Raw genomic sequence first — 24,452 nt, forward strand, 5'->3', positions numbered from 1 at the left:
CCCGCACTCGTCCCGATACCGTCCGCTCGTGCGGAGCACCCGGCCCCGGCGGACGAGCCCGATCCGGCTGCTCCAGGCCAACGCGTTCGTCAGCATCCTGGACCGCTTCGCGATGCCCCCGCTGCTCATCACGATCGCCGCGAGCCTCGACGTCCCGCTGTCGGCGATCGTGCAGGCGGCGGGCGCGTACTTCCTGGCCTACGGCCTGAGTCAGCCGCTCTGGGGAGTCGTGTCGGACGCCCTGGGCCTGGTGCGGACGATGCGGCTGGCCCTCGTGGTCGCCGGCCTCGCCGCCGTGGCCGCCGCGTTCGCCTGGAGCCCCCTGGCCCTCGGGATCGCCCGCGGGGTGGGTGGCGCCTTCTTCGGTGCCGCCTACCCCGCGGGGCTCATCTACGTCGGCGACACCGTGCCCACGGACCGCCGCCAGCGGGAGCTCACCCGGCTCATGGTCGGGGTGGCCTTCGGCACCGCACTGGCCTCGGTGGGGGCCGGCGTCGTCGGGCAGCAGCTCACCTGGCGGGCGGTCTTCGTCATCACGGGGCTGGGGGCGCTTGCCCTGTCGTTCGCGCTGCGGTATCTCGACGAGCCGCCGCGGACCCGGGTGCACCGCCACCCGCTGGCGCCGTTCCTCACCGTGGCTCGGTCCCGGACGGCGCTGTTCGTGCTGGCCCTGGCCTTCGTGGAGGGCGGCGTGCTGATCGGTGTCCTCACCCTGCTGCCCTCCGCGATCGAGGCGGCCGGCGCCACAGCCGCCCTCGCCGGGGCCGTCACGGCGGTCTACGGCGCCGCCGTCCTCGTCTTCGCGACCGCGGTAGGCAGGCTGTCCCGCCGGCTGCACCCGTCGCGGCTGATCGCCATCGGCGCCGCGGCGGCGGTGGCCGCCTGCCTGGTGCTGTCGCTGTCGCGGGCGGCCCCCGCGGCGATCGCCGTCACCGTCCTGCTCGGCCTCGCGTGGGCCGCCATGCACTCGTCGCTGCAGACGTGGGCGACCGAGGTGCTGCCGGCGGCGCGGGCCACGATCGTCTCGCTGTTCGCCGGGGCCCTGTTCTGCGGGAGCGCGCTCGCGTCGGTAGCCGTCGCCGACCTGGCCGATGCCGGCCGTTACCGCGCCATCTTCCTGGCCGCCTGCATCATCGCCGTCCCGCTCGGGGTCGTCGCCGTGTGGGGCCGGTCGCGGTGGCGGCCACCCGCCTGAGCGGCCCCGCCGGGGGTGCCGGGTCGCTGTGGACGGCGGCCGGCGCGGGCTCCGGCCCCGGCCCGCCTAGACTCGGTCCGCCACGGGGTGTGGCGCAGCTTGGTAGCGCACCCGCTTTGGGAGCGGGGGGCCGTGGGTTCAAATCCCGCCACCCCGACCGCGGGTGGGGTGTGGGTCTCTCGCCCGCCGCCCCGGCCGTTCCCGCGACGTCTCTATGCTCGTGGGTCGACACCCGGCGCCGTCGAACCGGCATGGCGCCCGTCCCTGTCTTTCGATCGAGGAGCACTGCCGCTGTGAAGAGCACCATCGAGGAACTGGGCCCCACGCGGGTCCGGATGGCGATCGAGGTGCCGTGGGGGGACCTGGACCACGCCTTCGGTGAGGTCTACAAGGAGCTCGGCCGGCAGGTGCGCGTGCCCGGCTTCCGCCCCGGCAAGGTGCCCAACCGGGTGCTCGACCAGCGCATCGGCCGTCCGGTCGTGCTCGAGCAGGTCGTCCAGCACGCCATCCCGGAGGTCTACTCCGAGGTCGTGCGGGAGAACCAGGTCCGCGTCCTGGGCCAGCCCGACATCGAGGTCACCCGCCTCGACGACAACGACACCCTCGCCTTCACCGCCGAGGTCGACGTCGCCCCCAAGGTCGAGCTGCCCTCGCTCGACGAGCTGTCGGTGGCCGTCGACGACGTCGAGGTCACCGACGAGGAGATCGACCAGCAGATCTCCGTCATGCGCGAGCGGTTCGCCATGCTGACCGCCGTCGACCGCGCGGTCGAGGACGGCGACTTCGTCTCCATCGACCTCGAGGCCAAGCTCGACGGCGAGGTGCTCGAGGACGGCTCGACCACCGGCATGTCCTACGAGGTCGGCACCGGCTCGCTGATGGAGGGCCTGGACGACGCCGTCCGCGGCCTGTCGGCCGACGAGTCGAAGACCTTCCAGACCGCGCTGCTCAACGGTCCGGACGCCGGGCAGCAGGCCGACGTCACCGTCACCGTCCGCTCGGTGAAGACCAAGGAGCTCCCCGAGCTCGACGACGAGTTCGCCTCGACCGCCAGCGAGTTCGACACCCTCGAGGAGCTCCGCGAGGACGTCCGCACCCGCCTGGCCCGCACCAAGGTGCTGCAGCAGGGCGCGCAGGCCCGCGACAAGCTGGTCGAGCACCTGCTCGAGACCATCGAGGTCCCGATCCCGGAGAACCTGGTCGAGCGCGAGGTCGAGTGGCGCAACCAGACCATGGCGGGCCAGCTGCAGCAGGCCGGCATGGACTGGGACAGCTTCCTGCAGATGTCGGGCGTCGAGGACCGCGAGGCCTACGACGCCGACCAGCGCAAGAACGTCGAGGAGGCGGTGCGGACGCAGTTCATCCTGGACGCGATCGCCGACGCGCGGGAGATCACCGTCGACAACGAGGACCTGTCGGCGCAGATCATGGCCCAGGCCCAGCGCAACCGGATGAGCCCCGAGCAGTACGCCCAGCAGCTGCAGCAGGGCGGCAACATCGCCGAGTTCGTCGCTGACGTCCGCCGCACCAAGGCACTGGCCCAGCTGCTCGAGCAGACGACGATCACCGACGCCTCGGGCAACGTCGTCGACCTCGAGGCGCTCCGGCCGCGGACCGTGCAGGCCGGGACCGAGGACGGCGACGAGGCCGAGGACGCCGACACCGCGACGGAGGACGCCGACCCCACGACCGAGGCCCAGGACGCCGACGCCACGACCGAGGCCGGTGAGGTCTCGACCGAGGCCGACACCGAGGACGCCGGGAACGCCGCCAAGGCCTGAGAGAGGACCCCGTCCTCCTCGCCCCGAACGAGCTCGGGGCGAGCCTCTGGACGGGCCACCGACGACCGACGCCGTCCCGCCCCGCTCACCGGGGAGGGGCGGCGTCGCTCGTCTACGGACCCCCGGGCCGGGTCGCTGCGCCCACGGCGAACACCGCCCGCGCCGGGACTGCTCCCCGACACCTGCGCGTTAGGGTCGACGCAGACCTTGCGCACCGGATTCCCCGGGCCCGCACCACCCGCCGTGCCTGCACCCACCCGCCCACCGAGACCGACTGCCCGACAGTCCTACGGAGGTCACCACACCCGTGAGCACCAACCCGAACCTGGCGAGCGCACCGTTGCTGCGTGGCGCCGCCGGGGGGATGAACCTCAACGACTCGGTCTACGAGCGCCTGCTCCGCGAGCGCATCATCTTCCTGGGCAGCCAGGTCGACGACGTCATCGCCAACCAGCTGGCCGCCCAGATGCTCCTGCTGTCTGCGGAGGACCCGAAGCAGGACATCCACCTCTACATCAACTCGCCCGGTGGCTCGGTGACGGCCGGCATGGCCATCTACGACACGATGCAGTTCATCGACTGCGACGTCGCCACCTACGGCATGGGCCTGGCCGCCTCGATGGGCCAGTTCCTGCTGACCGCCGGCACCAAGGGCAAGCGCTACGCCCTGCCGCACGCGCGGATCATGATGCACCAGCCCTCGGCCGGCGTCGGGGGCACCGCGTCGGACATCGCCATCCAGGCCGACCTGTTCCGCCGCACCAAGCGCGAGCTCAACGAGCTGCAGTCGATGCACACCGGGCAGCCCATCGAGCAGATCGAGAAGGACTCCGACCGCGACCGCTGGTTCACCGCGCAGGAAGCCCTCGAGTACGGCTTCGTCGACCACGTGGTGAGCCGGGCCGCCATGACCGACAGCACCAACCCGGTCACCGACAACTGAGGGTCCGAGGAGACCGACCATGAGCTTCCAGATGCCCTCCAGCCGCTACATCCTGCCCTCCTTCGTGGAGCGCACGAGCTACGGCATGAAGGAGTCCAACCCCTACAACAAGCTCTTCGAGGAACGGATCATCTTCCTCGGGGTGCAGATCGACGACGCCTCGGCCAACGACGTGATGGCCCAGCTGATCACGCTGGAGTCGGCCGACCCGGACCGCGACATCACGATCTACATCAACTCGCCCGGTGGCTCGTTCACCTCGCTGATGGCGATCTACGACACGATGATGTTCGTCCGGCCCGACATCCAGACCGTCTGCATGGGCCAGGCCGCCTCGGCCGCCGCCGTCCTGCTGGCTGCCGGGACGCCGGGCAAGCGGCTGGCGCTGCCGTACTCCCGCGTGCTCATCCACCAGCCCTCGGGTGAGTCCGGCGGCCAGGTGTCCGACCTCGAGATCCACGCCGCGGAGATCCAGCGCGTGCGGTCGCAGATGGAGGAGATCCTGGCGCGCCACACCGGGAACACCCTCGAGCAGGTCCGCGCCGACATCGAGCGCGACAAGATCCTGACGGCTCCGGAGGCGAAGGCCTACGGGATCGTCGACGAGGTCATCCAGAGCCGGAAGCTCAACGCACTCCCCGCGGTCTGATCCCCGTGCGGCGGGTCGAGGGCGCGCGTGTCGCGCCCTCGACCCGTACCGTCGGGGGACGCGGGACGCATGTGGTTCGGCATCGGCTCGGCCGGGCGAGTCATCGCCCTCCGGGACGGACGCCGGCAGGTACCGTCGGCGAGCGCCCGATCCCCGGCCCGAAAGCGCCGGGAGGAGAGCCTCGCGGAGTGCGGGGCCGTGTACGGGAGATCAGCACCAGTTCACACGCAGGTACCTGAGACCAGGGCCTGATTCCCCGAGGTGGAGGTCAGCAGGTGGCACGAATCGGTGAGAGCGGTGACCTGCTCAAGTGCTCGTTCTGCGGCAAGAGCCAGAAGCAGGTCAAGAAGCTCATCGCTGGCCCCGGGGTCTACATCTGCGACGAGTGCATCGACCTCTGCAACGAGATCATCGAGGAAGAGCTCTCGGAGTCGTCGGACCTGAAGTTCGACGAACTGCCGAAGCCCAAGGAGATCCACGACTTCCTCGAGCAGTACGTGATCGGCCAGGACAAGGCCAAGCGCGCGCTCTCGGTGGCGGTCTACAACCACTACAAGCGGGTGCAGGCCGGCGGCGGGGGCAGCCGCGACGAGGCGGTCGAGCTGGCCAAGTCCAACATCCTGCTCATGGGCCCGACGGGCTGCGGCAAGACGCACCTGGCCCAGACGCTGGCGCGGATGCTCAACGTCCCGTTCGCCATCGCCGACGCGACCGCCCTCACCGAGGCCGGGTACGTGGGTGAGGACGTCGAGAACATCCTCCTCAAGCTGATCCAGGCCGCCGACTACGACGTCAAGCGCGCCGAGACCGGCATCATCTACATCGACGAGGTCGACAAGATCGCCCGCAAGAGCGAGAACCCGTCGATCACCCGCGACGTCTCCGGCGAGGGCGTGCAGCAGGCGCTGCTGAAGATCCTCGAGGGGACGACGGCGTCGGTCCCGCCGCAGGGCGGCCGCAAGCACCCGCACCAGGAGTTCATCCAGATCGACACGACGAACGTGCTGTTCATCGTGGGCGGCGCCTTCGCCGGGCTGGAGAAGATCATCGAGCAGCGGGCCGGCAAGCAGGGCATCGGCTTCGGCTCGGAGGTGCGCAGCAAGAAGGAGATGGACGCGGCGAACACCTTCGCCGAGGTCATGCCGGAGGACCTGCTGAAGTTCGGGATGATCCCCGAGTTCATCGGCCGGCTCCCGGTCATCACCAGCGTCGAGAAGCTCGACCGCGAGGCGCTGATCAACATCCTCACCGAGCCGAAGAACGCCCTGGTGCGCCAGTACCGCCGGCTGTTCGAGCTCGACGGCGTGGACCTGGAGTTCACCGAGGACGCGCTCGAGTCCATCGCCGACCAGGCGATCCTGCGTGGCACCGGCGCCCGTGGCCTCCGGGCGATCATGGAGGAGGTCCTCCAGTCGGTCATGTACGACGTCCCGAGCCGGGACGACGTCGCCTCCGTGGTCATCACCAAGGAGGTCGTGCTGGAGCACGTCAACCCGACGATCGTGCCGCGCAAGCCCACCCGGGCCCCCCGCGAGAAGAGCGCCTGACACACCCCGCCCGCAGGACGGCCCGCCTCCCCGATGGGAGGCGGGCCGTCGCGCATTCCGGGTCCGGTGCGTCCGTGCGGTCGGTCAGGCCTCCGCGGTGGGTGCGAGGACGACGTCGACCGAGAGCGGGCCCTCGCCGGCCACGATCTCCAGCGCGGCGATCCGGCCGGCCTCGGCGAGGTCGCGGCGACCGGCCTCCACCAGCGGGACCTGCTCGGCCGGCGCGGTGACCGTCGCCGACTCGACGTCGGCCCGCATCGACTGCTTGGCGTCGGACTTCGCCTTGCGCACGCCCGCCAGCGCCGCGGCCACGACCGTCACCACCCACGGGTCGCCCCCGCTTGGCAGCTCCGTGGCGGCCGGCCAGGCGGCGCGGTGCACCGACCCGGTCTGCCACCAGGACCAGACCTCCTCGGTGACGAACGGCAGCACCGGGGCGAACAGGCGCAGCTGCACCGACAGCGCGATCGCCAGCGTGGCCTGGGCGGAGCGGGCGGCGTCGTCGGAGCCGTAGGCCCGGGACTTCACCAGCTCCACGTAGTCGTCGCAGAACGACCAGAAGAAGGCCTCGGCCACCTCGAGGGCGCGGGTGTAGTTGTAGGCCTCCATCGCCGCCGTCGCCTCGTCGACCACGGCCGCCAGCCCGGCCAGCAGCCCCAGGTCCATCGGCTCGGTGACCTGCTCGGCGGTGAGCCCGGCCGAGGCGCCGAGGCCGAGGACGAACTTGCCCACGTTGAGGATCTTGATGGCCAGCCGGCGGCCGACCTTCATCTGCGCCTCGTCGAACGGCGAGTCCGCGCCCGGCCGCGCACCGGCAGCCCGCCACCGGACGGCGTCGGTGCCGAACCGCTCGAGCACGTCGATCGGGGTGACGACGTTGCCCTTCGACTTCGACATCTTCTTGCGGTCGGGGTCGACGACGAAGCCGGAGATCGTCGCGTGCGTCCACGGCACGGTGCCGAACTCGAAGTGCGACCGGACGACGGTGGAGAACAGCCAGGTGCGGATGATGTCGTGTGCCTGCGGCCGCTGGTCCATCGGGAAGACCTTGGCGAACAGCTCCGGGTCGGTGTCCCAGCCCGAGGCCACCTGCGGCGACAGCGATGACGTCGCCCAGGTGTCCATGACGTCGGGGTCGGCCATGAAGCCGCCCGGCTTGCCGCGCTGCTCCTCGGTGAACCCCTCCGGCACGTCGGAGGACGGGTCGACCGGCAGCGCCGACTCCGGTGCCAGGATCGGGTCGGAGTAGTCCGGGTCCCCGAACTCGTCGAGCCGGTACCAGACCGGGAACGGGACGCCGAAGAACCGCTGCCGGCTGATCAGCCAGTCGCCGTTGAGGCCCTCGACCCAGTTCTCGTAGCGGTACCGCATGTGCTCGGGCACCCACTGGATCTCCCGGCCGCGGGCGATCAGCGCCGCCCGCAGGTCGTCGTCCCGACCGCCGTTGCGGATGTACCACTGCCGCGTCGTGACGATCTCGAGCGGCCGCTCGCCCTTCTCGTAGAACTTCACCGGGTGGGTGATCGGCGTGGGGTCGCCGTGCAGGTCACCGGACTCGCGCAACAGCTCCACCATGCGCTCGCGGGCGGCGTGCGCGGTCTTGCCGGCCAGCTCGCGGTACGCCGTCGCGGCGCCGTCGGAGGACAGCCCGGTCGGCGGGTCGGGGACCAGGCGGCCGTCCCAGCCGATCACCGCCCGGGTGGGCAACTGCAGCTCGCGCCACCAGGTGACGTCGTTGAGATCGCCGAAGGTGCAGATCATCGCGATGCCCGAGCCCTTGTCCGGCTCGGCCAGGCGGTGCGCGACCACCGGCACCTCGACGTCGAACACCGGCGTGCGCACGGACGTGCCGAACAGCGGCTGGTAGCGCTCGTCGTCGGGGTGGGCCACCAGCGCCACGCAGGCGGGCAGCAGCTCGGGACGGGTGGTCTCGATGAAGACCGGACCGTCGGCGGCGTGGAAGGAGATCCGGTGGTAGGCGCCGGGACGCTCGCGGTCCTCGAGCTCGGCCTGGGCGACCGCCGTCCGGAACGTGACGTCCCAGAGGGTCGGCGCCTCCTGGGCGTAGGCCTCGCCGCGGGCGAGGTTGTGCAGGAACGCCCGCTGCGCGGTGGCCCGGGAGGACTCCGAGATCGTCCGGTAGACGTTCGACCAGTCGACCGACAGCCCGACCCGGCGCCAGAGCTGCTCGAAGGCGCGCTCGTCCTCCTCGGTCAGCTGCATGCACAGCTCGACGAAGTTGCGCCGCGACACCGGCAGCTGGTCCTTGCCCGGGGACGACGGCGGCGAGAACGACGGGTCGTAGTGCAACGACGGGTCGCACCGGACGCCGTAGTAGTTCTGCACCCGGCGCTCGGTGGGCAGCCCGTTGTCATCCCAGCCCATCGGGTAGTAGACGTGCCGGCCGCGCATCCGCTGGTAGCGGGCGACGATGTCGGTGTGGGTGTAGCTGAACACGTGCCCGACGTGCAGCGAGCCCGAGGCGGTCGGCGGCGGGGTGTCGATCGCCCAGATCTGGTCGCGCGGACCGGCCAGCGCCGCAGCCCGGTCGAACGCGTACACATCGGAGTCCGCCCAGGCGGCGACCCACTTCTCCTCGAGCCCGTCCAGCGACGGCTTCTCCGGTACGCCGACGGAGCCTCCCGGGGCGGGGGTGTCCGGGGTGCGGGTGTCGGTGACCATGTACCTCATCCTAAGAAGTGGGCTGCTGGCATCCTGGGGAGGATGAGCAGCAGCAGTTCCGAGGGCCGCCGGCCCGAGGACGTCGACCTCGCCCGTGTCGAGAAGGAACTGCTGGCCCGCTGGCCGGAGAGCCGGCTCCAGCCCTCCCTCGGGCGCATCTCGGCCCTGGTCGACCTGCTGGGCAACCCGCACCGTGCCTACCCCGTCGTGCAGGTCGCCGGCACCAACGGCAAGACGTCGACCGCCCGCATGGTCGACGAGCTGCTGCGCGGCTTCGGGCTGCGGGTGGGCCGCTTCACCAGCCCGCACCTGCAGTCGATGCGGGAGCGGATCGTGCTCGACGGCGAGCCGGTGAGCGCCGGGCGGTTCGTCGAGACGTACGACGACATCGCGCCCTACGTGCAGATGGTCGACAGCGCCGGCGAGCACCCGATGAGCTTCTTCGAGGTCATGGTCGGCATGGCCTACGCGACCTTCGCCGACGCCCCGGTCGACGTCGCGGTCATCGAGGTCGGGATGGGCGGCACCTGGGACGCCACCAACGTCGTCGACGCCCGCGTCGCCGTCGTCACCCCGGTCGCGCTGGACCACGCCGAGTACCTCGGCCCGGACGTCACCACGATCGCCGGCGAGAAGGCCGGGATCATCAAGCGCGACGCCATCGCCGTCCTCGCCCGCCAGCAGCCCGGCGCCCTCGACGCGCTGGTGCGCCGCGCGGTCGAGGTGGAGGCGGTCGTCGCCCGGGAGGGCACCGAGTTCGGCGTCCTGGAGCGGAAGGTCGCCGTCGGCGGGCAGCAACTGCGGCTGCAGGGCCTCGGCGGCGAGTACGAGGACGTCTTCCTCCCGCTGTTCGGCGCCCACCAGGCGCAGAACGCCGCCACCGCCCTGGCCGCCGTCGAGGCGTTCCTCGGGGCCGGCGCGAGCACCGGCACCATCGACGCCGACACGGTCCGCGCCGCGTTCGCCGCCGTCCGCTCGCCCGGCCGGCTGGAGCGGGTGCGGACCAGCCCCACGGTGCTGGTCGACGCCGCGCACAACCCCGCCGGCATGGCCGCGACGGTGGAGGCGATCCGGGAGTCCTTCGACTTCACCCGGCTGGTGGGCGTGGTCGGCGCCGTCCGCGGCAAGGACGTCGCCGGGATGCTCGCCGCGCTCGAGGAGGTCTGCGCCGAGCTGGTCGTCACCCAGAACAGCTCCCCGCGTGCGATGCCCGCCGACGAGCTGGGCGCCCTCGCCGTCGACGTCTTCGGCGCCGACCGGGTCAGCGTCTCGCCGCGCCTCCCCGAAGCCCTCACGGAGGCGATCGAGCTGGCCGAGGCCGGGCCGGACGACGCCCTCGGCGGCTCCGGCGTGCTCGTCACCGGCAGCGTGATCACCGCGGGGGAGGCCCGCACCCTGATGGGCGGGGCGAGCCGGTGACCGCTCCGGACCCGGTCCGCGCCGCCCGGGCGCTGCGCGGCGCGGCCGCCGGCATCCTCGTGCTGGAGGGCATCGCGGTGCTGTTCGTGCCGCGGGGCATCGCGCAGAGCGGGCCCGGGCTGACCGGCGCCCGCCTGACCGCGCTGCTCGTGCTGGCGGTGCTGTTGATCCTCGCCGCGGGCCTGCAGCGTCGGCCCGGCGGCCTCCTGGTGGCCACCGCCCTGCAGGTGCCGCTGCTGGCGACCGGCCTGCTCAACAGCGTGATGTGGTTCGTCGCCGGCGTGTTCCTGCTGATCTGGCTGTACCTGCTGCAGATCCGCAAGGAGCTGCTGGGCTCCCCGTTCCGCGAGCCGGCACCCCGCCAGCCCACGCCCCGTGAGGACGGCGACCCCGCCGCGTAGGCTCCGCGCTCGTGTCTGAAGCCACTCCCGCCCGCACCCTGGTCCTCGTCAAGCCCGACGGTATCGCCCGTGGCCTGGTCGGCGAGGTGATCTCGCGCCTGGAGGCCAAGGGCCTGCGCCTGGTCGCCGCCGACCTGCGCACCCTGACCGCCGAGGTCGCCGAGACCCACTACGCCGAGCACCGGGAGCGGCCGTTCTTCGCCTCGCTGGTCGAGTTCATCACCAGCGGCCCGCTCATGGCCCTGGTCGTGGAGGGCCCGCGGGCCATCGAGGCCTTCCGCGCGCTGGCCGGCGCCACCGACCCGGTCCAGGCCGGCCCGGGCACGATCCGCGGCGACTTCGCCCTCGAGGTGCAGAACAACATCGTGCACGGCTCCGACTCGCCCGAGTCCGCCGCCCGCGAGATCGCGCTGTTCTTCCCCGACCTGGGCTGAAAGAGGACCCCCTTGCCCCCCGCCACTCGCACGCTCGTGGCGGGACCCTGCAAGGGGGCCACCTCGGACGGGGACCGCGGGAGAGGGCGCGTCTACCCTGGACGGGTCATGACTGGGACCACGCGCCATGCCTCGGGGGAGACGCTCTACCCCCGCCTCGAACCGCTCCTCGCGCAGGTGCAGAAGCCGATCCAGTACGTCGGCGGTGAACTGAACGCGCAGGTGAAGGCCTGGGACGACGTCGCCGTCCACTGGGCGCTGATGTACCCCGACGCCTACGAGGTCGGGCTGCCCAACCAGGGGCTGATGATCCTCTACGAGGTGCTCAACGAGCGCCCCGACGCCCTCGCCGAGCGCACCTACGCCGTCTGGCCGGACCTCGCCGGGCTCATGCGCGAGCAGGGCGTCCCCCAGTTCACCGTCGACGCGCACCGCGCCGTCGGCGACTTCGACCTGCTCGGGGTCAGCTTCGCCACCGAGCTCGGCTACACCAACCTGCTCGAGGCCCTCGACCTCGCCCGCATCCCGCTGCACGCGCTGGACCGCGACGAGAGCCACCCCGTGGTCGTCGCCGGCGGGCACGCGGCGTTCAACCCCGAGCCGATCGCCGACTTCGTCGACTGCGCCGTCCTCGGTGACGGCGAGCAGGCCGTCGGCGACATCACCGACGTCGTCGCGGCGTGGAAGGAGCAGGGCCGGCCCGGTGGCCGCGTCGAGCTGCTCGCCCGCCTCGCGCGGGTGGACGGCGTCTACGTGCCGCGCTTCTACGCGGTCGGCTACGGCCCGGACGGCGCGATCACGGCGGTGACCCGGACGCGGGACGACGTCCCGGCGCGGGTCGGCAAGCGGACGGTCATGGACCTCGACGAGTGGCCGTACCCGAAGACCCCGCTGGTGCCGCTGGCCGAGTCGGTGCACGAGCGGATGAGCGTGGAGATCTTCCGGGGCTGCACCCGCGGCTGCCGGTTCTGCCAGGCGGGGATGATCACCCGCCCGGTGCGCGAGCGGACGATCACCGGCATCGGCTCGATGGTCGACCAGGGGCTGCGGGCGACCGGCTACGAGGAGGTCGGCCTGCTGTCGCTGTCCAGCGCCGACCACTCCGAGATCGGCCAGCTCGCCAAGGAGCTCGCCGACCGCTACGAGGGCACCAACACCGGGCTGAGCCTCCCCAGCACCCGCGTGGACGCCTTCAACGTCACGCTGGCCAACGAGCTGTCCCGCAACGGGCGCCGTTCCGGCCTCACCTTCGCCCCGGAGGGCGGCAGCGAGCGGATCCGCCGGGTGATCAACAAGACGGTGTCCAAGGACGACCTCGTCCGCACCGTCACCACCGCCTACGCCAACGGCTGGCGGCAGGTGAAGCTCTACTTCATGTGCGGTCTGCCGACGGAGACCGACGAGGACGTGCTGGAGATCGCGGAGCTGGCGGTCGAGGTGATCCGCGCCGGCCGCGAGGCCAGCGGCTCCAAGGACGTCCGCTGCACGGTGTCCATCGGCGGGTTCGTGCCCAAGCCGCACACCCCGTTCCAGTGGGCCGGGCAGGCCAGCGCCGAGACGATCGACCACCGCCTGCGCGTGCTCCGCCAGGCGATCAACGCCGACCGCCGGATCGGCCGCTCCATCGGCCTGCGCTACCACGACGGCAAGCCCGGCGTGGTCGAGGGCCTGCTCTCCCGAGGCGACCGCCGCGTCGGCCGGGTCATCGAGCGGGTGTGGCGCGAGGGCGGCAGGTTCGACGGCTGGAGCGAGCACTTCTCCTACGAGCGCTGGACGGCGGCCGCCGCCGAGGAGCTCAGCGCCTTCGGGGTCGACCTGGACTGGTTCACCACCCGGGAGCGCACCCAGGACGAGGTCCTGCCCTGGGACCACCTGGACTCCGGGCTGGACAAGGAGTGGCTCTGGGACGACTGGCAGGAGGCACTCAGCGAGGAGGAGGTCGCCGACTGCCGGTGGACCCCCTGCTACGACTGCGGCGTCTGCCCGACCAACGGCACCGAGATCCAGATCGGGCCGACCGGGCGCAGCCTGCTCCCGCTCACGGTCGTCGGCCGCTAGTGGCCCGCCAGCCCGAGGGGCCGCCCCCGCCGCCGACGGTGCAGAAGCTGCGGCTGCGCTACGCCAAGCGCGGACCGCTGCGCTTCGCCTCCCACCGAGACCTCGCGCGGGCGCTGGAGCGCGCGCTGCGCCGGGCGCAGGTGCCCATGGCGTTCTCGGCCGGGTTCAGCCCGCACCCCAAGATCTCCTACGTGGGCGCCGCGCCGACGGGTGCGGCCAGCGAGGCCGAGTACGTGGAGATCGGCCTCGCCGAGCGGCGGGACCCCGAGGCCGTGCGGGCCGCGCTCGACGCGTCGCTGCCCCCGGGGGTCGACGTCCTGGAGTGCGTCGAGGCCGCCGAGGGGGGCGGCTCGCTGGCCGACCGGATCGACGCCGCGCGCTGGCGCGTCGAACTGCCCGGCGTCGAGCCGGAGGAGCTGGCGGCTGCCGTCGCGGCCTTCCTTGCCAGCGACGTGGTGACCGTCGCCAAGCGCACGAAGAACGGCCTCAAGGACGTCGACGCGCGGGAGCCGGTGGCCTCCGCTGCGTCGGCGGGCACAGCAGGTTGTGCCATACTGACCATGGTCGTCCGGCAGGTGACGCCCGCCGTTCGACCCGACGACGTGTTGGCCGCTCTTGCTGCCGTCGCCGACCTGCGCCCGCCGTCGCCCCCCCGGGCCGTGCGTGAGGCGCAGGGCCGGCTCGACGACAGCGGGATCGTGGCCGACCCGCTCGGACCGGACCGCGCAGCGCGCACCCGCTGCCAGGGGGAGCACGCGGCGGTCTGACCGGTGGGGCCGGAGCCTCGCGACGTCGAGCGGCACGGCTGCCAGACGTGACGCACCCCGAGCTCTCGCAGGACCGAAGACCAGCACCACCCGGCACCCGGCCGCGGCAACCACGGCCCGGGAGCCGGCCACAGACTTCGCGAGTCGAGCTCGCCGCCGCACCCGGTGCGGCCGCTCGACCCGCCCAACCCGTGCTCCTGCGCGGCCGCCAGTCCACGTGATCGGCGCCCGGGAGCACCACACAGGAGGCGAGCCCTCGTGGCCGACCAGAACGACGAGACCACCCCCACCAGCGTGGACACCACGCCGGCCCCCGACGGCGCGGCGCCGGCCGACGAGGGCCTCGACCCCGCGGTCCTGCCGGAGGACGCCGACGCGGCGGAGCCCGGTGCGGAGGACCCCGAGGACGCCGTGGCACCGGCGACCGCCGAGGCCGAGCCCGCTCCCGAGGCCGAGCCTGCACCCGAGGCCGAGGCCGAGCCCGCACCCGAGGCCGCTCCCGAGGCCGAGGCCCGCCCGGAGCCCGAGGTCGCGCCGGAGCCGCAGCCCACACCGGATCCGGCGGTCGCCCAGACCCCGGCGGTCACCGAGACCCCGGCGGTCACCGAGGCCCCGGCGGCGGCCCTGCCCGACCCCGAGCACGAGGAGCACCCGGCCTCGCGCTTCGGTGCCCAGTTCAGCTCGCCGGAGCCCACGGCGGTCATCGCCCGGCCCCGCCGCCGGGCCACCCGGCCGGCCGGTGCGGCCGACCCCGGCGCGTACACCGCCGCCCCGCCGGTCGCGCCCGCCATGCCGGCCTTCGTCAGCTTCGTTGCCCCGGCCGAGGACGACGTCCCGCCGGCGCCTCGCCGGCGCAGCCGTCGTCCCGCCGAGTCCCCCGTGGTAGAGGACACCGATACCGAGCCGGCCGAGGACCGCGACGAGCGCGACGAGGAGGAGACGGCGCCCCGCTCGCGGCGGGGACGGTCCCGCCGCCGGAGCGGCGCCGACGAGGCGACGGCCGCCGAGACGGTCGACACCGACGAGGACGACACCACCCCGGCCGACGCCGACACCGACACCGACACCGACGAGGAGTCGGAGGACCGCGACGACAGCGGCTCCGCCGGCAGCCGTCGCCGGCGGCGGGGCCGCCGTGGTCGCGGGCGCGGGCGCAGCGGCGAGGACTCCGGCGACGCCGACGACTCCGACGAGACCCAGGACGAGGACTCCGGCGACGAGCAGGGCGCCGAGGAGTCCGACGAGGACGACACCGAGGGCGACACCGACGGCGGCGAGGACACCACCGAGGGCGACGAGGCCGAGGGCGGCTCCAGCACCCGCCGCCGGCGCCGGCGCCGCCGCCGGGGGAGCACCGGCGACGGCGAGGCCGCGGCGGAGGCCGACGACGACCGCCCCGAGCGGGCCGGCCGCAACGGCCGCACCACCAGCGACGACGACGTCAAGGGGGTCACCGGTTCGACGCGGCTCGAGGCCAAGCGCCAGCGCCGCCGCGACGGACGGGACAGTGGCCGCAAGCGGGCGCCGATCCTCACCGAGGCCGAGTTCCTCGCCCGCCGCGAGGCGGTCGACCGCAAGATGGTCATCCGGCAGCGGGGCGAGCGCACCCAGATCGCCGTCCTCGAGGACGACGTGCTGGTCGAGCACTACGTGACCCAGGCCCAGGCGACGTCCTTCGCCGGCAACGTCTACCTCGGCCGGGTGCAGAACGTGCTGCCCAGCATGGAGGCGGCGTTCGTCGACATCGGCAAGGGCCGCAACGCCGTCCTGTACGCCGGCGAGGTCAACTGGGACGCCGCCGGCCTGTCGGGCAAGCAGCGTTCGATCGAGCAGGCGATGAAGTCCGGCGACAAGGTGCTGGTGCAGGTCACCAAGGACCCGATCGGCCACAAGGGCGCCCGGCTCACCCAGCAGATCAACCTGCCCGGCCGGTTCCTGGTCTACGTGCCCGGCGGGTCGATGACCGGCATCAGCCGCAAGCTGCCCGACACCGAGCGGCAGCGGCTCAAGGACGTCCTGAAGAAGATCGTCCCCGAGGACGCCGGCGTCATCATCCGCACCGCCGCCGAGGGGGCGTCGGAGGAGGAGCTGACCCGCGACGTCGCCCGCCTGCAGGCGCAGTGGGAGGTCATCTCCAAGAAGGCCGAGTCGACCTCCAACGCGCCGACCCTGCTCTACGGCGAGCCCGACCTCGCCATCCGGGTGATCCGGGACGTCTTCAACGAGGACTTCAAGGAGCTCACGGTCCAGGGCGACGACGCCTGGGACACCGTCGAGGCCTACGTCGCCCACGTCTCCCCGGAGCTCACCGGCCGGCTGGCGCGCTACACCGGCGAGGGCGACGTCTTCCGGGACCTGCGCATCGACGAGCAGCTGGCCAAGGCCCTGGACCGGAAGGTGTGGCTGCCCTCCGGCGGCTCGCTGGTCATCGACCGCACCGAGGCGATGACCGTCGTCGACGTCAACACCGGCAAGTTCACCGGCTCCGGCGGCAACCTCGAGCAGACCGTCACGCGCAACAACATGGAGGCGGCCGAGGAGATCGTCCGCCAACTCCGGCTGCGCGACATCGGCGGCATCATCGTCATCGACTTCATCGACATGGTGCTGGAGAGCAACCGCGACCTCGTGCTGCGGCGGCTGACCGAGTGCCTGGGCCGCGACCGCACCAAGCACCAGGTCGCCGAGGTGACGTCCCTGGGCCTGGTCCAGATGACCCGCAAGCGGGTCGGACAGGGCCTGCTGGAGGTCTTCTCCGAGCCGTGCGAGCACTGCCGCGGGCGCGGGGTGCTGGTGAACACCGACCCGGTCGACGAGCGGCGCCGCGCCCCCGGCGGCCCCGGGAGCCCGGGCGGCGGCAACGGCCGTCGCGACCAGGGGCGCCCCGAGCGCGGCAGGGACAACGGCCAGCAGACCAAGGACGCCGGCACGAAGGACCCCGGCCCCGCCGAGGCGCCGGAGCCCGTGGCGCCCGGGACCGTCGCCGTCGAGGTGGCGGCTCCCGCGGAGGGCGAGGGGGACGGCCAGCGTCCCGGCGGGCGCCGCGGCCGTGGCCGGCGCGGCCGCAACCAGGCCGGTGAGGAGCGGGCCGCCGAGGACGCCGCGGTGCTCGCCGCGCCCGGCGCCACGACCCCGGGCGGGACGGCGGGCGACGAGGCCCCCGCCCCGGACCGCAGCGCGGCCGCCGAGCAGGCGCCGGTCCCGGTCGGGGTCGCGGTCCTCGACCAGCTCTCGGCGCCCGAGGAGGCCCCCGAGCGCACCGTCGAGGCGGCCGGGACCGAGCCGGCTGCGGCCGAGCCGGCCGCGGCCGAGGCCCCGGCGAACGAGTCGGCGGAGCACGGTGCCCAGCCGGACGCCGGGACGCCGTTCGAGGCGCCGCTGCCCGCTCCGGTTGGCGCGACCGACGACGAGGCGGTGCCGGCCGGTGCCGGCCCCGACGACGCCGGGCCCGTGGACGAGCCGGCCGACCAGCCCTCGCCCGAGGTGCCCGCGGCCGGCGACGACGCCGGTGTGGCCGTGGCCACGACCCGGCCGCGCCGCCGCCGGGCCGCCAGCCGGCCGGCGGGTCCGCCGGCCTCCTGAGCAGCACGACCCTCCTCCCGGCCCCCGCGGGCCCGGGAGGAGGGCCTGGACAGGGGGTCGTCGCCCGGTTCGACCCGGTCCCGATCCCTCGGGTACGCTGGTCGGGTTGCATCGCCACGGGCCGGGCACCGCACGGTGTCGCCTGGCAGGCGCGCAGCCCGTCCAGCACCCGACGCCCGTCGTCGGGGTGCACGCAGGACACGTAGAAGCGATCGAGGAGTCAGTGGTGTACGCAGTCGTGAAGGCCGGTGGCCGGCAGCACAAGGTGGCCGTGGGCGACCGGTTCACGGTCAACCGTCTCGCGGGTGAGGCGGGCGACACCGTCACCCTCCCGGCCCTGCTCCTGGTCGACGGGGACACCGTCACCAGCGACGCGCAGGCGCTGGCCGGTGTGACCGTGACCGGCGAGATCGTCGGCCACGCCAAGGGTCCGAAGATCCGCATCCACAAGTTCAAGAACAAGACCGGCTACCACAAGCGTCAGGGGCACCGTCAGCCCCTCACCGACGTCGTGGTCCGCGACATCACGAAGGGCTGACGACGACATGGCACACAAGAAGGGCGCCTCGTCCTCCCGCAACGGCCGCGACTCGAACGCGCAGCGCCTCGGCGTCAAGCGCTTCGGCGGGCAGGTCGTGAAGGCCGGCGAGATCATCGTGCGCCAGCGCGGCACCCACTTCCACCCGGGGCTGGGTGTCGGCCGCGGCAGCGACGACACGCTGTTCGCCCTGGAGGCCGGCGCGGTCACCTTCGGCACGCGGCGTGGTCGTCGGACCATCTCCATCTCCGCCGTCGAGGCCTGAAGAACACCTCGTCCCCCTCACCGCTCGCGAGCTCGCAGTGAGCCTCTGGACGGGGCGGGCCGAGCGCACACTCACCATGCGCACGAGCGCACGGGCCACCGGCCCGTGCGCTCGTGGTGCTTGATCCCCGAGAACTGAGAGGCGGCGCGGACATGGCCGCTTTCGTCGACCGCGTGGTCGTGCACGTGGCGGCCGGCAACGGCGGCCACGGGGTGGCGTCGATCCACCGCGAGAAGTTCAAGCCGCTCGGCGGGCCCGACGGGGGCAACGGCGGGGACGGCGGCAACGTCGTCCTCGAGGTCGACCCCAGCGTCCACACCCTCCTGGACTTCCACCACCGCCCGCACCAGAAGGCCGGCAACGGCCGCCCGGGCGAGGGCAGCAACCGCCACGGCGCCCGCGGTGAGGACCGCGTCCTGCGCGTCCCCGCCGGCACCGTGGTGAGCACTCCCGACGGGCGGGTCATCGCCGACCTCGTCGGCGCCGGCACCCGCGTGGTGCTCGCGCACGGCGGCAAGGGCGGCCTCGGCAACGCCGCGCTGGCCAACTCCCGCCGCAAGGCCCCCGGCTTCGCGCTGCTCGGTGAGCCCGGCGAGGCCTTCGACGCCGTCATCGAGCTCAAGAGCATCGCCGACGTCGGCCTGGTCGGGTTCCCCTCGGCCGGCAAGTCCTCGCTGATCGCGGCGATGTCCGCGGCGCGGCCGAAGATCGCCGACTACCCGTTCACCACCCTGGTGCCCAACCTCGGCGTGGTCCGCGCCGGTGACGTCGCCTTCACGATGGCCGACGTCCCGGGGCTGATCCCCGGCGCGTCCACCGGCAAGGGCCTCGGCCTGGAGTTCCTCCGCCACATCGAGCGCTGCGCCGTCCTGGTGCACGTCGTGGACATGGCGACGATGGAGCCCGGCCGCGACCCCGAGAGCGACATCGAGGCGCTGGAGCACGAGCTCGCCGAGTACAGCGGCGAGGAGATCGACCTGGTGGGCCGGCTGCGGATCGCCGTCCTCAACAAGATCGACGTCCCGGACGCCCGCGAGCTGGTCGACCTCGTGCGGGCCACCCTGGAGGAGCGCGGGCTGGCGGTCTTCCCGGTCAGCGCCGCCACGGGGGAGGGGCTGCGCGAACTCGGCTTCGCCCTGGCCACGGCGGTCGACGAGCACCGCGCTGCGCTGCCCGAGCCCGAGGCGGCCCGGATCACGCTCACCCCGCGCGCGGTGGACGACAGCGGGTTCACCGTCGAGCGGGACCCGGAGGACGACGAGGCGTTCGTCGTCCGCGGCGTGAAGCCCGAGCGCTGGGTGCGCCAGACCGACTTCACCAACGACGAGGCGGTGGGCTTCCTCGCCGACCGGCTCAACCGACTCGGCGTCGAGGAGGAGCTGGCCAAGGCGGGGGCCCGGGAGGGCGACGCGGTCACCATCGGCGGCGTCACCTTCGACTGGGCGCCCACCCTGCCGGCCGGCACGCTCACCGTCGAGGAGAGCGCCGGGCTCGGCGGCCGCGGCACCGACGCCCGCATCGACGCCCCGCACCGGGTGCGCGCCGAGGAGCGGCTGGCGGCCAAGCGGGCCCGCCGGGTGCCCTACGAGCTCGGCGACACCTGGACCGAGGAGGACCTCCCCACCGAGGAGGGCACGTGAGCGAGCTCGTGAGCGCCCGGCCGGAGATCGGCGGCGCACGCCGGGTCGTGGTCAAGGTCGGCTCGTCGTCGCTCACCACGCTGCCCGGCGGGCTCGACGAGGGGCGGCTCTCGGCACTGGTCGACGTCCTCGGCGCCGCGCGGGCCGCCGGGCGGGAGGTCGTGCTGGTGTCCTCCGGGGCGATCGCCGCCGGCCTGGCCCCGCTGGGCATCGAGGGTCGCCCGCGGGACCTGGCGACCGCCCAGGCCGCCGCCAGCGTCGGGCAGCTGCGACTGGTGCAGACCTACGCCGACGCCTTCGCCCGCCACGGGGTCACCGTCGGCCAGGTGCTGCTCACCGCCGACGACCTCACCCGGCGCAGCCACTACCGCAACGCGCAGCGCACCGTCGAGCGGCTGCTCACCCTCGGGGTGCTGCCGATCGTCAACGAGAACGACACGGTGGCCACCGAGGAGATCCGTTTCGGCGACAACGACCGGCTGGCCGCCCTGGTCGCCCACGTCTCCCACGCCGACGCCCTGCTGCTGCTCTCCGACGTCGCCGGCGTCTACGACGGCGACCCGCGCAAGGGCCCCGCCGAGCTGCTGGACACCGTCCGCGACCCCGCCGACCTGGACGTCGTCACCCTCGGCACGGCCCGCCGCAACGGGGTGGGTACCGGCGGCATGGCCACCAAGGTCGAGGCCGCGCTGATCGCGGCGCACGCCGGCGTCCCCGTCGTCGTCACGTCCACGACGCAGGCCGCCGCGGCCCTGGCGGGGGAGTCGGTGGGCACCCGGTTCGCCGTCATGGGCCCCCGCCCGCGGGCCCGGCAGTTCTGGCTGCGGTTCGCCACCCGTCCCCGGGGGCGGCTGGTGCTCGACGACGGCGCGGTGCGGGCGGTGCGGGAGCGCAACGCCTCGCTGCTGGCCGCGGGCGTCACCGGTGTGGTGGGGGACTTCCTCGCCGACGACCCGGTGGAGCTGGTCGGCCCGGACGGCGTCGTCGTCGCGCGGGGCCTGGTCGCGTTCGACGCCCGGGAGCTGCCGCCGCTGTTGGGCCGCAAGACCAGCGAGCTGGACCCGGAGTACCAGCGGGAGCTCGTGCACCGCGACGAGATGGTGCTGGTCCGGCGTCCGTCCCTGGGCTGAGAGACTCGGTGCCGTGACGATCCGCCCCATCCGCGAACTCGGTGACCCGGTCCTGCGCACCCCCGCCGACGAGGTGCGCGCCTTCGACAAGGAGCTGGCCGCGCTGGTCCGGGACCTCGAGGACACCGTGGACAACCCCGGCCGGGCCGGTGTCGCCGCGCCGCAGATCGGGGTCGGGCTGCGGGCGTTCTCCTACAACGTCGACGGCGTGATCGGGCACCTGGTGAACCCGCGGATCGTCGAGCTGTCCGAGGAGACCCAGGACGGCGACGAGGGCTGCCTGTCGATCCCCGGCATCTGGGCGCCCACGGTGCGGGCGATGCACGCCGTCGTCGAGGGCTTCGACGTCACCGGTGCGCCGCTGCGGCTGGAGGGCACCGGCCTCATGGCCCGTGCCCTGCAGCACGAGGTCGACCACCTCGACGGCAAGGTCTTCCTCGACCGGCTCACCGGCGAGGCGCGCAAGGCCGCGCTGCGGGCGCTGCGGGACCGGGTCTGAGCGGGTCGGCTCACACGGCGACGCCGGCTCCCGGCAGCAGCAGGCCGCGGACCTCGAAGGCGGTGGCGTCGTCGGCGGGCAGCGCCTGCCCGCCGGAGAGCTCGGCCACCACCGGCCCGACGACGTCGCGGGTGTAGCGCTCGCAGGCCTCGCGGGACTCCCACACCTCCACCACCTGGAACCCCTCGCCGGTCGCCCGGGCCAGGTGGACCAGCAGGCCATCGACGGCCCCGCCGGTGCGCCGGAGCAGCTCGGCGTGCACGGCGGCGTACAGCTCCACCGGTGCCGGGACGTCGATGGTGACGGCCCACGTCACGACGTCCGCCTCGTCGGGTCGTCGCGACGGCCCCGGGCCGCCGCCAGCTGCTGCGCTCCGGTGCCGGCGAGCTGGTCGAGGGCGGCGTCGCGGCCGGTGAGCAGCAGCAGCAGCGCGGCGATCGGGCCCTCGACGGCCGCGCCCTCGCCGGCCGACCAGTCGGTGTCGGTGGCGGTGAGCCGGTACCCGCGCAGCCGCCGGCGCGCGTTGAACGGGAACCCCGTCTCCCAGACCCGGGTGGCCGCCGCGGCGGCGGCCGCGGTCGGCATCGGCCGGGTGCGGCCGAGCGGCAGCGCGACGTCCTGGCCGTGCACGAGGACGTCGGTGAGCGGCTCCATCGGGCTGATGAACGGAGCCCGGCGCCGCGAGCCGACCATCGCCCGGATGCGCCGCGGGTACTCCTCGACCGGCAGGCCGCCCGCCCGCAGGGCGGTGTCCCGGATCATCCGGTCGAAGCTGCCGCGCGCGCGGACCGCCTCGACCAGAGCCGGGCCGGCGCCCATGTGCGCGAGCGTGAGGTGCGCCGCGACGTGCCGGACGCGCCAGGCCGTGCACAGCGACGGCGCCTCCCACTCGGCGGGGGAGAGCTCTTCCAGCAGACCGGCCAGGCCGTCCCGCTCGGCGTCGATCGTCCGCCACACCTCGTCGACGTCCACGACGCCTCCCGCGAGTTGGTAAGATGCTCTGACCATCTTCGTCAGAGGATCTGACCACCGTCAAGGGGGAGTGTGACCGAGGCAGCGGAGGAGCGGCAGAACCTGGGCCTGCTGTGCTTCTACCCGCACCGGGCCATGGAGGCCCGGTTGTTCGCCGCCCTCGCCGCGGCCGGGTTCGACGACATCACCCCCGCCCAGGGCCGGCTGGCCGCGCGGATCGGCCCGGGGGGTACCCGCCTCACCGACCTCGCCGAGCAGGCGCTGGTGACCAAGCAGACCGCCGGTCACCTCGTCGACCAGCTGGAGCGCGCCGGCTACGTACGCCGGGTGCCCGACCCGACGGACGGGCGGGCGCGGCTGGTGCAGATGGCCGGCCGGGGCGAGCAGGTCGTGGCACTGGCCCGGCAGGTGGAGGCAGAGGTCGAGGCGGAGTGGACGGCCCACCTGGGGGAGGAGGCCACCGCGGCCCTCCGCGCCGCGCTCACCCGGCTCCGGGAGATCACCGACCCCTTCCGCTGAGCCTCAGCCGGCCGCGGTGCAGGAGGAGCAGGTGCCGAAGACCTCCAGCTGGTGCTGGACGTCGGCGAACCCGTGCTCGGCGGCGACCCGGGTCGCCCAGCGCTCGACCGGCGGGTCGGCCACCTCCACCGTGCGGCCGCACGACCGGCACACGAGGTGGTGGTGGTGCACCGGCGAGCACCGGCGGTAGGCGGCCTCGCCGTCACTGCCGCGCAGCACGTCGACCAGGCCGTCGTCCACCAGGGCCTGCAGGGCCCGGTACACCGTCGCCAGCCCCACCGCGTCGCCGCGCTCGCGCAGCAGCGCGTGCAGGTCCTGCGCGGTGCGGAACCCGTCGAGTTCGTCGAGGAGGGCGAGGACGGCGCTGCGCTGCCGGGTCTGCCGGCGGCCGGGCACCTCGGGGGCGGTCACGGACGGCCTCCCCGTCCGGGAGCCGGCGCCGCGTGCTGGCCGTGCTCGTCGTAGTGCGTGCCCGCCCCGGTGCGGTGCGGGGCGTGCAGATGGCCGTCGTGGTCGTAGTCGACGTGGTCCCCGTGCGGCACCGGCTGGTGTCCGCACCCCGCGCCGTGCTCGTGCGGATGGGCGGCGTGGACCTCCGCCCGCCGCTGGTGCCGGCGCCGGGCCGTGGCGTCGCGCAGGGAGCTGGCAGTGGTGACGACGAGGAACAGTGCGATCGCCAGCAGCACGATCGTCCCGCCGGACGGCGTGCCCGCGTAGTAGGACGCCGTCGTGCCGGAGACGCTGACCACGAGGCCGATGGCGCAGGCCAGGTAGAGCGCCTGCCGGAAGCTGCGGGCCAGCAGCTGGGCGACCGCGCTCGGCACGATCATCAGGGCGCTGATCAGCAGCAGGCCGACCACGCGCATCGACAGTACGACGGTCGAGGCGACGAGGGCGGCGAGCACGATGTTCAGCGCGAGCACCGGCAGGCCGACGGCCCGGGCGTACTCCTCGTCGTCGCTGACCGCGTACAGCCGCTGGCCCAGCAGCCACACCGCGCCCAGCACCACGACGGTGATGACGGCGAAGACGGCGACGTCCGAGGCGCTGGTCGTGGTGATCGCGCCGAACAGGTAGGACTCCAGGTTGGTCGCCTGTCCCCGGGGCGCGAGGCTCAGCAGCACCACGCCGCCGGCGATGCCCCCGTAGAACAGGACGGCGAGGGCGACGTCCCCGCTGGTGCGGCCGCGGGCCCGCACGAGCTCGATGACCACCGCGCCGAGGACCGCGGCCACCAGCGCCGTCCCGACCGGGGCGGTCGAGGTGAGCACGCCGACGGCGACGCCGGTGAGCGCGACGTGCCCGAGGCCGTCGCCGAGCAGCGACAGCTTGCGCTGCACCAGGAAGACGCCGACCGCCGGGGCGACCAGGCCGACCATCAGCGAGGCGAGCAGGGCCCGCTGCATGAAGCCGTACTCGAGGATCTCCACG

The 24,452-nt window shown here is 73.6% G+C and carries 22 protein-coding genes and 1 tRNA gene; 18 read left to right on the forward strand and 5 right to left on the reverse strand.

Translation table 11 applies throughout. The features are described 5' to 3' along the window. Positions 1 to 28: 28 nt before the first annotated feature. The 6 genes from CRP39_RS01475 to clpX all read left to right on the forward strand — a co-directional run bounded on the left by CRP39_RS01475 (position 29) and on the right by clpX (position 6,115). Positions 29 to 1,195 carry an MFS transporter gene (locus tag CRP39_RS01475; protein ID WP_216359569.1) on the forward strand — a complete coding sequence of 389 codons (1,167 nt, stop codon included), beginning with the start codon at positions 29 to 31 and terminating at the stop codon, positions 1,193 to 1,195. Between the two features lie 83 nt (positions 1,196 to 1,278). Further along, a tRNA-Pro gene (locus tag CRP39_RS01480) sits at positions 1,279 to 1,352 on the forward strand. A gap of 136 nt (positions 1,353 to 1,488) precedes the next feature. Next, a complete protein-coding gene (gene tig, locus CRP39_RS01485; protein WP_097203733.1) occupies positions 1,489 to 2,976 on the forward strand; it encodes a trigger factor in 1,488 nt (495 codons plus the stop codon). A gap of 307 nt (positions 2,977 to 3,283) precedes the next feature. Next, positions 3,284 to 3,919, forward strand: coding sequence for an ATP-dependent Clp protease proteolytic subunit (locus tag CRP39_RS01490; RefSeq protein WP_425432540.1), 636 nt, complete (start codon positions 3,284 to 3,286; stop codon positions 3,917 to 3,919). Positions 3,920 to 3,938: 19 nt separating this feature from the next. Then, a complete protein-coding gene (locus CRP39_RS01495) occupies positions 3,939 to 4,568 on the forward strand; it encodes an ATP-dependent Clp protease proteolytic subunit (RefSeq protein ID WP_097203734.1) in 630 nt (209 codons plus the stop codon). Positions 4,569 to 4,843: 275 nt separating this feature from the next. After that, positions 4,844 to 6,115 (forward strand): ATP-dependent Clp protease ATP-binding subunit ClpX, encoded by a 1,272-nt coding sequence (clpX, locus tag CRP39_RS01500; RefSeq protein WP_097203736.1) that lies wholly within the window; start codon positions 4,844 to 4,846, stop codon positions 6,113 to 6,115. A gap of 84 nt (positions 6,116 to 6,199) precedes the next feature. Here clpX and valS read toward each other — a convergent pair whose 3' ends face one another. Next, positions 6,200 to 8,797 (reverse strand): valine--tRNA ligase, encoded by a 2,598-nt coding sequence (gene valS / locus CRP39_RS01505; RefSeq protein WP_097203737.1) that lies wholly within the window; start codon positions 8,795 to 8,797, stop codon positions 6,200 to 6,202. Positions 8,798 to 8,839: 42 nt separating this feature from the next. Here valS and folC point away from each other — a divergent pair, with 42 nt between their 5' ends. The 11 genes from folC (at position 8,840) to def (ending at position 21,530) form a co-directional block, all read left to right on the forward strand. Then, positions 8,840 to 10,216, forward strand: a complete 1,377-nt coding sequence (folC, locus tag CRP39_RS01510) for a bifunctional tetrahydrofolate synthase/dihydrofolate synthase (protein WP_097203739.1) — start codon at positions 8,840 to 8,842, stop codon at positions 10,214 to 10,216. Continuing rightward, positions 10,213 to 10,617: a DUF4233 domain-containing protein gene (locus CRP39_RS01515; RefSeq protein WP_097203740.1), complete on the forward strand. Its 405-nt coding sequence runs from the start codon at positions 10,213 to 10,215 to the stop codon at positions 10,615 to 10,617. The genes folC and CRP39_RS01515 overlap by 4 nt, the downstream gene beginning before the upstream one ends. 11 nt (positions 10,618 to 10,628) lie before the next feature. Beyond that, entirely contained in the window at positions 10,629 to 11,051 is a 423-nt protein-coding gene (ndk, locus tag CRP39_RS01520) for a nucleoside-diphosphate kinase (RefSeq protein ID WP_097203742.1), read from the forward strand. A 108-nt stretch (positions 11,052 to 11,159) separates the two neighbouring features. Continuing rightward, positions 11,160 to 13,109 (forward strand): TIGR03960 family B12-binding radical SAM protein, encoded by a 1,950-nt coding sequence (locus CRP39_RS01525; RefSeq protein ID WP_097203744.1) that lies wholly within the window; start codon positions 11,160 to 11,162, stop codon positions 13,107 to 13,109. Next, on the forward strand, positions 13,109 to 13,876 hold the full coding sequence (locus CRP39_RS01530) for a TIGR03936 family radical SAM-associated protein (RefSeq protein ID WP_097203746.1): 768 nt from the start codon (positions 13,109 to 13,111) through the stop codon (positions 13,874 to 13,876). The genes CRP39_RS01525 and CRP39_RS01530 overlap by 1 nt, the downstream gene beginning before the upstream one ends. Positions 13,877 to 14,134: 258 nt before the next feature. After that, positions 14,135 to 17,458, forward strand: coding sequence for an Rne/Rng family ribonuclease (locus tag CRP39_RS01535; RefSeq protein ID WP_245853474.1), 3,324 nt, complete (start codon positions 14,135 to 14,137; stop codon positions 17,456 to 17,458). Positions 17,459 to 17,684: 226 nt separating this feature from the next. Further along, positions 17,685 to 17,996: a 50S ribosomal protein L21 gene (gene rplU, locus CRP39_RS01540; protein ID WP_097203748.1), complete on the forward strand. Its 312-nt coding sequence runs from the start codon at positions 17,685 to 17,687 to the stop codon at positions 17,994 to 17,996. Between the two features lie 7 nt (positions 17,997 to 18,003). Next, on the forward strand, positions 18,004 to 18,261 hold the full coding sequence (gene rpmA, locus CRP39_RS01545) for a 50S ribosomal protein L27 (RefSeq protein WP_097203749.1): 258 nt from the start codon (positions 18,004 to 18,006) through the stop codon (positions 18,259 to 18,261). Between the two features lie 152 nt (positions 18,262 to 18,413). After that, on the forward strand, positions 18,414 to 19,901 hold the full coding sequence (obgE, locus tag CRP39_RS01550) for a GTPase ObgE (protein ID WP_097203751.1): 1,488 nt from the start codon (positions 18,414 to 18,416) through the stop codon (positions 19,899 to 19,901). Beyond that, positions 19,898 to 21,031, forward strand: coding sequence for a glutamate 5-kinase (gene proB / locus CRP39_RS01555; protein WP_245853480.1), 1,134 nt, complete (start codon positions 19,898 to 19,900; stop codon positions 21,029 to 21,031). The genes obgE and proB overlap by 4 nt, the downstream gene beginning before the upstream one ends. A 13-nt stretch (positions 21,032 to 21,044) precedes the next feature. Further along, a complete protein-coding gene (gene def / locus CRP39_RS01560; protein WP_097203753.1) occupies positions 21,045 to 21,530 on the forward strand; it encodes a peptide deformylase in 486 nt (161 codons plus the stop codon). A gap of 10 nt (positions 21,531 to 21,540) precedes the next feature. Here the strand turns inward: def and CRP39_RS01565 are convergent, their stop codons facing one another. Beyond that, positions 21,541 to 21,846, reverse strand: coding sequence for a hypothetical protein (locus CRP39_RS01565; protein ID WP_097203755.1), 306 nt, complete (start codon positions 21,844 to 21,846; stop codon positions 21,541 to 21,543). Beyond that, the gene (locus tag CRP39_RS01570; protein WP_097203757.1) at positions 21,843 to 22,502 is read right to left on the reverse strand and encodes a maleylpyruvate isomerase family mycothiol-dependent enzyme; all 660 of its coding nucleotides are present in this window, start codon (positions 22,500 to 22,502) and stop codon (positions 21,843 to 21,845) included. The genes CRP39_RS01565 and CRP39_RS01570 overlap by 4 nt, the downstream gene beginning before the upstream one ends. Positions 22,503 to 22,574: 72 nt before the next feature. Here CRP39_RS01570 and CRP39_RS01575 point away from each other — a divergent pair, with 72 nt between their 5' ends. Further along, positions 22,575 to 23,021, forward strand: coding sequence for a MarR family winged helix-turn-helix transcriptional regulator (locus CRP39_RS01575; protein WP_097203758.1), 447 nt, complete (start codon positions 22,575 to 22,577; stop codon positions 23,019 to 23,021). A 3-nt stretch (positions 23,022 to 23,024) separates the two neighbouring features. Here CRP39_RS01575 and CRP39_RS01580 read toward each other — a convergent pair whose 3' ends face one another. Together CRP39_RS01580 and CRP39_RS01585 are read right to left on the reverse strand one after the other, a co-directional pair. Beyond that, positions 23,025 to 23,432, reverse strand: a complete 408-nt coding sequence (locus CRP39_RS01580) for a Fur family transcriptional regulator (protein ID WP_097203760.1) — start codon at positions 23,430 to 23,432, stop codon at positions 23,025 to 23,027. Next, on the reverse strand, positions 23,429 to 24,451 hold the full coding sequence (locus CRP39_RS01585) for a metal ABC transporter permease (RefSeq protein WP_097203762.1): 1,023 nt from the start codon (positions 24,449 to 24,451) through the stop codon (positions 23,429 to 23,431). The genes CRP39_RS01580 and CRP39_RS01585 overlap by 4 nt, the downstream gene beginning before the upstream one ends. Position 24,452 lies beyond the last annotated feature (1 nt).

This window comes from Geodermatophilus sabuli, assembly GCF_900215145.1.
In the GTDB taxonomy this organism is placed as follows: Bacteria; Actinomycetota; Actinomycetes; order Mycobacteriales; family Geodermatophilaceae; genus Geodermatophilus; species Geodermatophilus sabuli.

Excerpts from the sequence above, each read along its gene's own strand:
- CRP39_RS01525 (WP_097203744.1), top strand. The coding sequence starts at position 11,160 with ATGACTGGGACCACGCGCCATGCCTCGGGGGAGACGCTCTACCCCCGC.
- obgE (WP_097203751.1), top strand. The coding sequence starts at position 18,414 with ATGGCCGCTTTCGTCGACCGCGTGGTCGTGCACGTGGCGGCCGGCAAC.
- folC (WP_097203739.1), top strand. The coding sequence starts at position 8,840 with ATGAGCAGCAGCAGTTCCGAGGGCCGCCGGCCCGAGGACGTCGACCTC.
- CRP39_RS01495 (WP_097203734.1), top strand. The coding sequence starts at position 3,939 with ATGAGCTTCCAGATGCCCTCCAGCCGCTACATCCTGCCCTCCTTCGTG.
- valS (WP_097203737.1), bottom strand. The coding sequence starts at position 8,797 with ATGGTCACCGACACCCGCACCCCGGACACCCCCGCCCCGGGAGGCTCC.
- rpmA (WP_097203749.1), top strand. The coding sequence starts at position 18,004 with ATGGCACACAAGAAGGGCGCCTCGTCCTCCCGCAACGGCCGCGACTCG.